The organism is Acinetobacter nosocomialis NIPH 2119 (assembly GCF_000368085.1).
GTDB classification, from domain to species: Bacteria; Pseudomonadota; Gammaproteobacteria; order Pseudomonadales; family Moraxellaceae; genus Acinetobacter; species Acinetobacter nosocomialis.
Window position 1 is genome coordinate 3266327 of sequence record NZ_KB849239.1, and the last position, 11259, is coordinate 3277585.

The window sequence follows — 11259 nt, forward strand, 5'->3', positions numbered from 1 at the left end:
ATTTACTATGTCTCCAACAACAGCTGCAAACCAAGCAAAAAAATTGATTAAAGTGCCTGAAATGCGCCGTATCAAACACATTCATTTTGTGGGTATTGGCGGTGCAGGTATGTGTGGTATTGCTGAGGTGTTAGCTAACCAAGGATATAAAATTTCCGGTTCAGATATTAAAGCTTCAAAAACCACGCAACAATTAGAAGGAAATGGCATTAAGGTCTATATTGGACACGAAGCAGAAAATATTAAAAACGCCAATGTGCTTGTTGTGTCAACGGCTATTGATCCAGAAAACCCGGAAGTGAAGGCCGCAATTGAGCAACGTACCCCAATCGTACGCCGTGCAGAAATGCTCGGTGAGCTTATGCGTTACCGTCATGGTATTGCGGTAGCAGGCACACACGGTAAAACCACGACAACGAGTTTGTTAACTACAATGTTGGCTGAAGAAAATCTTGATCCAACTTATGTGATCGGTGGTTTACTTAACAGTACAGGCGTAAATGCGGCACTTGGTGAAAGCCGTTTTATTGTTGCTGAAGCTGACGAATCGGATGCATCTTTCCTTTATTTGCAGCCAATGGCAGCGATTGTGACCAACATCGATGCTGACCATATGGACACTTATGAAGGCAGTTTTGATAAATTAAAAGATACTTTCGTACAGTTCCTTCATAACTTGCCATTCTATGGCTTAGCTGTAGTTTGTGGTGATGACGCAAATATTCGTGAGATTTTGCCGCGTGTAGGCCGTCCAGTTATTACTTATGGTTTTAACGATGATAATGACATCCGTGCAATTGATGTAGAACAAGATGGCATGCGTTCGCACTTTACGGTATTGCGTAAAGGCCGTGAGCCGTTGCGTTTAACCATTAATCAGCCTGGTTTACATAATGTTTTAAATGCGTTGGCTGCGATTGGTGTTGCAACTGATGAAGGTGTTTCCGATGAAGCAATTAGCCGTGCATTAAAAGGCTTTAGTGGTGTTGGACGTCGCTTCCAAGTACAAGGTGAATTTGAGCTTGGTGAAGGTAATGTGAAATTAGTCGATGACTATGGACATCACCCTAAAGAAGTGGAAGCTACGATTAAAGCTGCTCGTCAAAGTCATCCTGACCGTCGTTTAGTGATGCTTTTCCAACCACACCGTTACTCTCGTACTCGCGATTGTTTTGATGACTTTATTGAAGTTTTATCTCAAGTCGACCAATTATTATTACTAGAAGTTTATCCGGCTGGAGAAAAACCAATTGTTGGCGCAGATAGCCGTACTTTGGCGCGTAGTATTCGCTTGCGTGGTCAGGTTGAGCCGATTTTAATTGATCCGGTTGAAGGTAATTTGCAAAACATCATGCAAAATGTGTTACAACCAAATGACTTGTTATTAACGCAAGGTGCAGGTAACGTGGGAGCAATTTCAGTAGAACTTGCACAGCACCATTTGTATGTGAAATAAACAAAAAGTATTGAATTATCGGGTTAAGGATTTAAACGTGTCAAATGCTACAAAATTCGGCAAAGTTGCTGTGTTACTTGGTGGAAAATCGGCTGAGCGTGCTGTGTCTTTAGATAGTGGTCAGGCAGTTCTGGACGCTTTGTTACGTTCAGGTGTTCAGGCTGAGGCATTTGATCCGCAAGACCGTAGCGTGACTGAACTTGTAAACTATGACCGTGCATTTATTGTATTGCATGGTCGTGGTGGCGAAGACGGTCAAATCCAAGGTGTGCTTGAGTGGTTAAACATCCCTTATACAGGAACGGGTGTACAAGGTTCTGCAATAGGCATGGATAAGGTCAAAACCAAGCAAATCTGGCAAGGTAGTGACTTACCAACAGCACCGTATCGCATTATTACTAAAGAAACAGATCTAGACTCAGTCATTGCTGAATTAGGTTTACCTGTCATTATCAAGCCTGTACATGAAGGTTCAAGTGTAGGCATGAGTAAGGTTGAAAAAGCTGAAGACTTTGCAGCAGCAATTGAAAAGGCAACTCAGCACGACGCTGTTGTCATGGCAGAAAAATGGATTACGGGACGCGAATTTACGATTTCATTCTTAAATGGCCAGCCGTTACCTGTTATTCGTTTGCAGCCACCAGCAGATGTTGCTTTTTATGATTATGAAGCAAAATATCAACGCAATGATGTCGAATATGGCATTCCTTGCGGTCTTAGCGAAACCGAAGAGAAAAAACTACAAGCCTTATGCTTACGCGCTTTTCAGGCTGTAGGTGCAGAAGGTTGGGGCCGTATTGATGCAATGCAGGATGAGCAAGGTAATTTCTGGCTTCTAGAAGTAAATACTGTGCCGGGTATGACCAGCCATTCACTTGTGCCAAAAGCTGCTAAAGCCGTGGGCTATAGCTTTGATGAATTGTGTGTTGCAATTCTTGAGCAAACATTGGAAGGTACGGCTTAAATATGGCACAACTTCCGGCTTCCATGCGCCGTAAACGTGCGGCGATTACCTCCATTCATGAAAAACCGCCTACGCGCAAGCAAAAACTTGCCAATGCTGGCGGATGGGTGCTGTTGGTTATTGCCTTTTTAGTCTTGGCGGTCGGAATTTACGGTCTATATAAAGTTATTACTGATGCAACTGTCGCAAAGCTTGAGGTGGTAGGTTCAACAACTCCGGTTGAGAATCAGCAAGTGATGCGATATGTGCAGCCGATTGTAAAAGATAATTACTTTACGTCTGACTTAGAGCAGATTCGTGATAAAGCATTAGAAATTTCATGGGTAGACCGAGTTGTCGTATCTCGTGCCTGGCCAAATGGTATTCGTGTTCGTGTGATGCCTCGACATGCGATCGCCCGTTGGGGAACAGGTCGCTTATTAAGCGATGGTGGTGAGGTATTTAGTGAGGCAGAACCGAGACTTCATTCTGAGCTTCCGCTGTTACATGGTCCGGTAAGCCAGTCTAAAATGATGATGCGACGCTATAATGAAATTAATCAGTTATTCCATCCTGTTAATTTGCGTTTAAAAGAGTTATATCTAACAGAGCGAATGACTTGGTTTATGCAGTTTGATTCTGGTTTACGAATTATTGTTGACCAAGATCAAACAATGAATAAATTGCAACGTTTAAGTCATTTGGCACAATCTGACCTAAAACCTGTGTGGACGAAAATCTCAGCCATTGATTTGCGATATCGTAATGGATTATCTATTCAATGGAAGAATGCAACCCCACCTAAAATTGTGAATGGTCAGTTTGTTGTAACGAGTGATGACACAAGCATTGCAGGTGGTGCAAAAGCAAAGCCATAATACGTGGCTTTAAAATAGGCAATTTGCCTGGTATTAGACAACAAAGAAATGGTATGAGTGATGAGTGAAGCTGTTCCCTCAGTTGTTGCGATTGACATTGGGACGCATAAAGTTTCAGTTTTGATTGGAAAAATTCATGCGCCGGATAACATTCAGGTTATCGGTATGGCAACTGCTCGCAATCGAGGCATGAACAAAGGAAAAATTGTAAGTCTCGATAAAGTCATTGCTGCGATTAAAAACGCCGTTGCTGAAGCGGAAAATATGGCCGAATGTCGCATTCATAGTGCGTGGGTCTCTATTCCGAGTACCGAGTTGCAAAGTTTCTATGCTTCTGGACGCACACCTGTTGCTAACCCAGCACATGTGATTACAACCAATGAAGTTGTCCGTGCATTAGAGTTAGCAAAAGCAAGTCATGTGACTTCAGACTACTATCTAGCGAGTGCAGTGCCACTCGGGTTCGAGTTAGGTGATTCTGCAGAATGGGTCCAAAACCCAATCAATATGACTGCTCACAGCATGACTGGTCATTATCAGCTCATGATGATGCCGATTGCCACTATGCAAAACCTTGATCGTGCTATGAAAGGTGCGAACATTGGTGTAGAGAAAATGGTGGTCTCTTGCTTGGCTACGGCTGAAGCAAGTTTGCTGAAAGATGAAAAAGAATATGGCGTTTGTTTAGTTGATATTGGTGCAGGTATTACCAACCTGGCAGTTTATTTAGATGGCCGTTTGGCTTTAGCACGTACATTACAACGTGGTGGTGAGCATGTGACACGTGACATTGCTGCTGTGTTGCAAACAACTACTGAAGAAGCTGAACGCATTAAAATTCTGCATGGCTGTGTTGATCTAAGTGCTGTTAAGCCTGACCATATGATTCAAGTTCAGGGTATTGATGGCCCTCAAACGATTAGTCGTATTGAGTTATCAGAAATTATTATTGCGCGTTATGAAGAGATTTTTAGCCAGATTCGCGAAGAACTCGAACAAAGCGGTGCAATCCATGGCCTGTATCATGGTGTAGTGTTGACAGGCGATGCTTGTCAAATCGAAGGTATGGTGAGTTTGGCTCGTCGTATGCTGGGTGTGTCTGCTCATTTAGGTAATCCACCATTACAGGTGTATGCTGATGATCAGCATCAGGCTGCATTACGCCGATCAATGTATGCGACAGCAGCGGGTTTGCTTATGTTTAGCCAAAGCGAATTACAAGAAGCTGTTGAGGAACCTGAAGAGGGGAATGACCGTTCGGTATGGGAACGAATGGTGAATGGCTGGAATGCGTTTAATAGCAAACTTAAAGCCATTTTTTAGGATGTATGGATTTATTGGTAGAATTGTTAGGAAGTTGTAAGAGAAAACCACTGTACTTGACAAGGTTTGTATTGCACAGCATTCTTAAAATTAGTTATTTTTGAAAATCAAGGCAGTATACGGGCTGAAGTGACTGCCATAATGTATTAGGAACCCTAAAGGTCATGGCCTCATTTGAATTTATAGAAGATGAACTAAACGATGGCAACGGTCAAGCCCGTTTCACTGTATTTGGTGTAGGTGGCGGTGGCGGTAATGCCGTTCAGCACATGGTACAGTCTGATATTCAGGGTGTTAAATTCGTTTGTGCCAATACAGATAAACAAGCACTTGACTGTATGAATGCCCCTTTCAAAATTCAGTTAGGTGAGCAAAGTACACGTGGTCTAGGTGCTGGTGCTAACCCTGAAGTAGGTCAGGTTGCCGCAGAAGAAAGCCGTGAAATTATTCGTCAGCACCTTGAAGGAACTGACATGGTATTTGTAACCGCTGGTATGGGTGGTGGTACAGGTACTGGTGCAGCTCCGGTTGTTGCCGAAGTTGCTAAAGAAATGGGGATTTTGACTGTTGGTGTTGTAACAACGCCATTTAACTTTGAAGGTCGTCGTCGTCAAAAATCTGCTGAGCGTGGTATTGAAGCGCTTGAAGCACATGTTGATTCATTGATTATTATTCCTAACCAACGCTTATTAAGCGTGTATGGTGATATTTCAATGAAAGATGCCTATAAAAAGGCAGATGATGTATTGTTAAACGCTGTACGTAGTATCTTTGACCTTGTGGTTAACCGCGGTCACATTAACCTTGACTTCGCCGATTTGAAAACTGCAATGAGTACTCGCGGTTATGCAATGATGGGTGCTGGTTTAGGACGTGGTGAAGACCGTGCTCGTCAAGCTGCTGAACAAGCCATCCGTAGTCCACTACTTGATAATGTGAATATTATTAATGCAAAAGGCGTGTTAATTAATATTACAGGTGGTGATGACATCACGTTACGTGAAACTGAAATCATTACTGATGTGGTTAACCAAATTGTTGACCTTGATGAAGGCGAGATTTTCTACGGTACAGTATTTGATCCAGATGCGCGTGATGAATTACGTGTAACTGTGATTGCAACTGGTTTAACACGTAATGCAGCTGATGCAGAACCAAGAAAGCGTAATACTGTAAGTCATACAGCAACTCAATCTGCACAATCTGTAGATGAAGATGATGTTCCAGCAATTAATAAGCGTCAAAATGCTGAAAATGATGTGAATAATGCACCAAGTTCATCACCGCGTTCTTCTCCAATGAGCATTCAAGATTACTTGAAAAATCAGCAACGTAAGTAATATAGCGTTCAATCTATTAAAAGGCAGTGTATAAACACTGCCTTTTTTTATTTTTGATCAATGACTAAATATGCTAACGTATAGCGGTTTTAAAAAAGAAGTTACAAAGCATGGTGAAACAGCGTACTCTCAGTCGTGTGGTAAAAGCGAGTGGAATAGGTCTTCATAGCGGTCAAAAAGTGATGATCAATTTCATTCCACATACCGTGGATGGAGGTATTGTATTTCGCCGTATCGATTTGGATCCACCTGTCGATATTCCTGCCAATGCATTGCTCATTCAAGAAGCATTTATGTGTTCAAACCTTGTCACTGGTGATATTAAGGTAGGGACAATTGAGCATGTCATGAGTGCGATTGCCGGTTTAGGAATTGATAATTTAATTGTAGAAGTGTCAGCATCTGAAGTCCCCATTATGGATGGTAGTGCTGGACCATTTATTTATTTATTAATGCAAGGTGGCTTGCGTGAACAAGATGCCCCGAAAAAATTTATAAGAATATTAAAGCCAGTTGAAGCTTTAATTGATGATAAAAAAGCGATTTTTAGACCACATAATGGTTTTCAACTCAACTTTACGATTGATTTTGATCATCCTGCCTTTGCAAAAGAATATCAATCTGCGACTATCGATTTTTCTACTGAAACCTTTGTGTATGAAGTCAGTGAGGCACGTACTTTTGGTTTTATGAAGGATTTAGATTACCTCAAAGCAAATAATTTAGCTTTAGGGGCAAGTCTAGACAATGCCATTGGTGTAGATGATACAGGTGTTGTGAACGAAGAAGGCCTACGATTTGCCGATGAGTTTGTTCGTCACAAAATTTTAGATGCAGTAGGTGATTTGTATTTACTTGGTCATCAAATTATTGCCAAGTTCGATGGCTATAAATCAGGACATGCTTTAAATAATCAGCTATTACGCAATGTTCAAAGTGATCCGAGTAATTATGAAATTGTAACATTTAATGACGAGAAAGACTGTCCAATTCCATACGTGAGTGTGACATAAGTCATTGTCTTTATTTGGCTATGTTATAATGTAACAATAAAAACTGTGATTTTAATCACATAATAAGAACGATTCTAATTAAGGAATAGAAAGCTCATCATTTTTTATTGCTTGCCAAACGTAGTAAAGCTTGGCTAAGCTTAGGGTCGCTCACGAAGTCGGCAGCACTACGTAACATTTCTTGTGTTTCCGGGGGGATGGATTTAGAAGGCTCAGATGGGGGCGCTGTAGGAATAGTTTTATTTCTTAAGCGAACTTGAATTCTTTGTAGGTCTTTTAGTCCTTCGAGTTGAGATAATTTAGATATATATTGGCTCTGTAAATAGCTGAGTTGACTAATCATTGCCTGATTTTCACCAGTAATAATTAAAGTGCCATTTTGATAACACACAACCTGCCATTGTTCCGGTTGGGGCAATAAGGGTTGGATTATTTTCGTAAGTCTTTGCCATTGCGCGACTTGCGTTGTTAGAAACGTAAGGTTTCCTGTTTTTATGTGTTTTCCGGATTGTTGAAAAACGTTATCGGGTTTAGACATTGATCGTTCTCGAATGGTTTCTTGTCCTAATCTTAAGCGTTCATTTCAACTGATATCAAGGAAGAGATCATAAGGAACTTGAGTAAGAACAGTTTCAAGAGGTTTTTATGCACACGCGTCGTATTTTATTAGCGTTTTCACTTGCCGCTTCGGCTGCATCGGTTGCTTTTGCAGATTATCAAAATATTAACCAATCTACTGATTCAGATCGATTGGAACAGTTATCAAAAACATTATCTCAAGGTTCATATACACATCCTGATGATTTAGATCTTCCGGCGAGTGCTAAAGTTTCAGTCACTTTACGTCCTAAAACAGTTGAGCTCAATAATGACTCACTGGCCAAAAAATATGGTCATACGACTGCAAAAAATTCTTTTAATGCCTCTTCTTCAAATCCTTATTCTTGGTTAGTTTCTCATCCTCTTCCAGATAGCGTACGTGTTTCTTCTAACTTTGGTGGCCGTACCATGGGTGGTCGTGCAGAGCATCATGGTGGTTTAGACATGTCGGCACCAAGTGGTACACCGATCTATGCAACTGGTCCTGGTATTGTAACTAAATCAGGTTGGGGTACAGGTTATGGACAATATGTTGAAATCAACCACGGTAATGGTTATTTAACACGCTATGCACACGCTTCACGTTTATTAGTTCGTGTAGGTGACCAGGTTTCTGCTGGTGATCATATTGCTAACGTGGGCTGTACAGGTCGTTGTACAGGACCGCATTTACATTATGAAGTAGTTAAAGATGGTCAACGTAAGAATCCATCAACTTACTTAGCAATGTTGCCTTAATAGAGTTTCATAAAAGTTCAAGGTTATTAAATTTATGAATCTGAAATGAACATAAACCTTTCTTAACGCAATGATCGTATAAAAAAACGCCAATATTGGCGTTTTTTTGTTATTTTGTTTACTGCTCGGTCAATGACTATTCATTCAGAAAATAATAGAGCCCCCTCACATTCACCCGTGGCAATAACTTGAGAGGGGCAAAACGTGGTAAAAATACAAAGTAGATTAGAGAACAAGGAACAGGTGAATTATGGCGTTTTACGGTGACTCCGACGCACAAGAAACCCAAGAATGGCAAGATGCATTCGATTCAGTTTTACAACATATGGGAACTGAGCGAGCGGCATTCTTGTTGGAAAAACTTTACCAACAAGCAATTGCTAAGCATGTTCCAATTCAACGTCTCAATACACCTTACTTAAATACAATTTCTGTTGAAGAACAACCTGCAATGCCAGGCGACCAAGATATGGAACGCCGTATTCGTGCATTGATTCGTTGGAATGCCTTAGCAATGGTACTTCGCGCGAATAAAACAGGTGATGATTTAGGTGGTCACTTGGCGAGCTTCGCATCAAGTGCAACATTATATGACGTAGGTTTTAACCATTTCTTCCGCGCAAACAGCGATAACTTTGGCGGAGATATGATTTATTACCAAGGACACTGTGCTCCTGGTATTTATGCACGTTCATTCCTTGAAGGACGTTTAACTGAAGAACAGTTAAGTAATTTCCGCCGTGAAGTTGGCGGTAACGGTTTACCAAGCTATCCACATCCGTATTTAATGCCGGACTATTGGCAGTTCCCAACTGTATCAATGGGTCTTGGTCCAATCATGTCGATTTATCAAGCGCACATTCAAAAATATTTGATGAACCGTGGCCTGATCAAAGAAGAAGATCGTAAAGTTTGGGCATACCTCGGCGATGGCGAGATGGATGAGCCAGAAAGCTTAGGTGCGATCTCACTTGCTGGTCGTGAGAAGCTTGATAACTTAATTTGGGTAGTTAACTGTAACTTACAGCGTCTAGATGGTCCTGTACGTGGTAACGGTAAAATTATTCAAGAACTTGAATCGATCTTCCGTGGCGCAGGCTGGCGTGTCATTAAAGTAGTATGGGGCCGTCATTGGGATCCACTACTTGCTAAAGATACAAGCGGTGCATTAAAAGCACGTATGGAAGAAGCTGTTGATGGTGACTATCAGCGTTATCAAGTAAAAGGTGGCGCGTATACACGTGAAAAATTCTTTGGTAAGTACCCAGAAGCTGCGGAACTTGTAAAAGATTTAAGCGATGAAGATATTGATGCGTTAAACCGTGGTGGTCATGACCCTTACAAAGTTTTTGCTGCATATGCAGAAGCGATGAAAGCGAAAGGCCAACCAACAGTGATCTTGGCGAAAACCATTAAAGGTTATGGTTTGTCTGAAGAAATTGAAGCGGTAAACAAAACTCACCAAATCAAAAAGATGCAAATTGACTCTTTAAGATATGTACGTGACCGTTTCAATCTTCCATTTTCAGATGAGCAATTAGAAGAGCTTCCATTCTATCGCCCAAGTGAAAACTCTCCAGAAATGAAATATATGAAAGCGCGTCGTGAAGCTTTAGGTGGATACCTGCCTGCACGTCGTCGTGAGAGTGAATCTTTAGCGATTCCTGAATTATCTGTATTTGATGCAGTGTTGAAAGGTTCGGGTGGCAAAGAGCAATCAACTACTATGGTGATGGTTCGTTTAATTGCTGCTTTACTTAAAGAAAAAGCGATTAAAGACCGCGTAGTGCCAATCGTTCCAGATGAAGCACGTACTTTTGGTTTAGAAGGTATGTTCCGTCAGCTTGGTATTTATGCTGCTCACGGCCAAAAATACACGCCAGAAGACCAAGAACAGTTAATGCATTACCGTGAAGCAAAAGACGGTCACATGTTACAAGAAGGGATTAACGAAGCAGGTGCGATGAGTGCATGGGCTGCGTTAGCGACAAGTTATTCAACTAATAATTTGCCAATGATTCCAATGTACATGTATTACTCAATGTTTGGTTTCCAACGTATTGGTGATATTGCATGGGCTGCGGGTGACGCACAAGCTCAAGGTTTCTTGTTAGGCGCGACTGCAGGCCGTACGACATTGAACGGTGAGGGTTTACAGCACCAAGACGGTCATTCGCACATCTTGGCAAACACGATTCCAAACTGCGTGTCTTATGACCCATGTTTTGGTTATGAGTTAGCGGTAATCGTACATGATGGTTTACAACGCATGTATGTGAACCAAGAGCGTGTGTTCTATTACTTAACAGTAATGAATGAGAACTACGAGCATCCTGAAATGCCAGAGGGCGTTGAAGAAGGCATTAAACGTGGTATGTATTTATTCGAGAAAGATGAAAAAGCAACTGTCCAGTTACTTGGTTCAGGTGTAATCCTTCGCGAAGTGATTAAAGCTGCGAAAATCTTACGTGATGAATACCAAATCCATTCAAACGTTTGGAGTGTAACAAGCTTCAATGAGTTAGCACGTGATGGTATGGCATGTGAAGAATACAACCGCCTACACCCACTTGCTGAAGAAGTTAAAGAATCTTGGGTATCTAAACAATTACGTGGTACGGAAGGTATCGTAGTTTCTGCTACCGACCATATGCGTGCTTATAGCGAACAAATCCGTGCGTATCTTCCAGATGGTCGCCCATTTGTTGCATTAGGTACAGATGGTTACGGCCGTTCAGATACACGCGCGAACTTACGTAGTTTCTTTGGTGTTGATGCTGCACACATTGTTGTTGCTACTTTGAAAAAATTAGCTGACGAAGGTGAAGTAGACGCACGTTTAGTGAAAGATGCAATTTCTAACTTTGAGTTAGATACTGACCGTCCGGTTGCATGGGCTCCACAAGCACATCCGGAAGTTCAGCCAGTTGCTGAATACAATGAAACGCAAACAGGTGAGGGGAACTAA

Annotated in this window: 9 protein-coding genes; 8 read left to right on the forward strand and 1 reads right to left on the reverse strand. The window is 41.6% G+C overall.

Going from position 1 to position 11259, the window contains the following annotated elements; translation table 11 throughout:
- The first annotated feature begins 7 nt into the window (after nucleotides 1–7).
- The 6 genes from murC to lpxC all read left to right on the forward strand — a co-directional run bounded on the left by murC (nucleotide 8) and on the right by lpxC (nucleotide 6953).
- Nucleotides 8–1456, forward strand: coding sequence for a UDP-N-acetylmuramate--L-alanine ligase (murC, locus tag F984_RS19090; RefSeq protein WP_004711481.1), 1449 nt, complete (start codon nucleotides 8–10; stop codon nucleotides 1454–1456).
- 37 nt (nucleotides 1457–1493) lie between these two features.
- A complete protein-coding gene (locus tag F984_RS19095; protein ID WP_000063661.1) occupies nucleotides 1494–2420 on the forward strand; it encodes a D-alanine--D-alanine ligase in 927 nt (308 codons plus the stop codon).
- Nucleotides 2421–2422: 2 nt separating this feature from the next.
- Nucleotides 2423–3277, forward strand: coding sequence for a cell division protein FtsQ/DivIB (locus F984_RS19100; RefSeq protein WP_004711484.1), 855 nt, complete (start codon nucleotides 2423–2425; stop codon nucleotides 3275–3277).
- A gap of 60 nt (nucleotides 3278–3337) precedes the next feature.
- On the forward strand, nucleotides 3338–4600 hold the full coding sequence (ftsA, locus tag F984_RS19105) for a cell division protein FtsA (RefSeq protein ID WP_002053865.1): 1263 nt from the start codon (nucleotides 3338–3340) through the stop codon (nucleotides 4598–4600).
- 164 nt (nucleotides 4601–4764) lie between these two features.
- On the forward strand, nucleotides 4765–5940 hold the full coding sequence (ftsZ, locus tag F984_RS19110; protein WP_002053783.1) for a cell division protein FtsZ: 1176 nt from the start codon (nucleotides 4765–4767) through the stop codon (nucleotides 5938–5940).
- A gap of 110 nt (nucleotides 5941–6050) precedes the next feature.
- Nucleotides 6051–6953 carry a UDP-3-O-acyl-N-acetylglucosamine deacetylase gene (gene lpxC, locus F984_RS19115; protein WP_004711487.1) on the forward strand — a complete coding sequence of 301 codons (903 nt, stop codon included), beginning with the start codon at nucleotides 6051–6053 and terminating at the stop codon, nucleotides 6951–6953.
- Between the two features lie 97 nt (nucleotides 6954–7050).
- Here the strand turns inward: lpxC and F984_RS19120 are convergent, their stop codons facing one another.
- On the reverse strand, nucleotides 7051–7491 hold the full coding sequence (locus F984_RS19120; RefSeq protein WP_004711488.1) for a DciA family protein: 441 nt from the start codon (nucleotides 7489–7491) through the stop codon (nucleotides 7051–7053).
- A gap of 107 nt (nucleotides 7492–7598) precedes the next feature.
- Between F984_RS19120 and F984_RS19125 the strand changes: the two genes are divergently transcribed.
- The gene (locus F984_RS19125; protein WP_002053809.1) at nucleotides 7599–8291 is read left to right on the forward strand and encodes a M23 family metallopeptidase; all 693 of its coding nucleotides are present in this window, start codon (nucleotides 7599–7601) and stop codon (nucleotides 8289–8291) included.
- A gap of 250 nt (nucleotides 8292–8541) precedes the next feature.
- On the forward strand, nucleotides 8542–11259 hold the full coding sequence (gene aceE, locus F984_RS19130; RefSeq protein ID WP_002053926.1) for a pyruvate dehydrogenase (acetyl-transferring), homodimeric type: 2718 nt from the start codon (nucleotides 8542–8544) through the stop codon (nucleotides 11257–11259).

Bases quoted from the DNA above. Each gene is read 5' to 3' on its own strand.
- murC (WP_004711481.1), top strand. From the start codon at position 8: ATGTCTCCAACAACAGCTGCAAACCAAGCAAAAAAATTGATTAAAGTG.
- F984_RS19100 (WP_004711484.1), top strand. From the start codon at position 2,423: ATGGCACAACTTCCGGCTTCCATGCGCCGTAAACGTGCGGCGATTACC.
- ftsA (WP_002053865.1), top strand. From the start codon at position 3,338: ATGAGTGAAGCTGTTCCCTCAGTTGTTGCGATTGACATTGGGACGCAT.
- ftsZ (WP_002053783.1), top strand. From the start codon at position 4,765: ATGGCCTCATTTGAATTTATAGAAGATGAACTAAACGATGGCAACGGT.
- lpxC (WP_004711487.1), top strand. From the start codon at position 6,051: ATGGTGAAACAGCGTACTCTCAGTCGTGTGGTAAAAGCGAGTGGAATA.
- F984_RS19120 (WP_004711488.1), bottom strand. From the start codon at position 7,491: ATGTCTAAACCCGATAACGTTTTTCAACAATCCGGAAAACACATAAAA.
- F984_RS19125 (WP_002053809.1), top strand. From the start codon at position 7,599: ATGCACACGCGTCGTATTTTATTAGCGTTTTCACTTGCCGCTTCGGCT.
- aceE (WP_002053926.1), top strand. From the start codon at position 8,542: ATGGCGTTTTACGGTGACTCCGACGCACAAGAAACCCAAGAATGGCAA.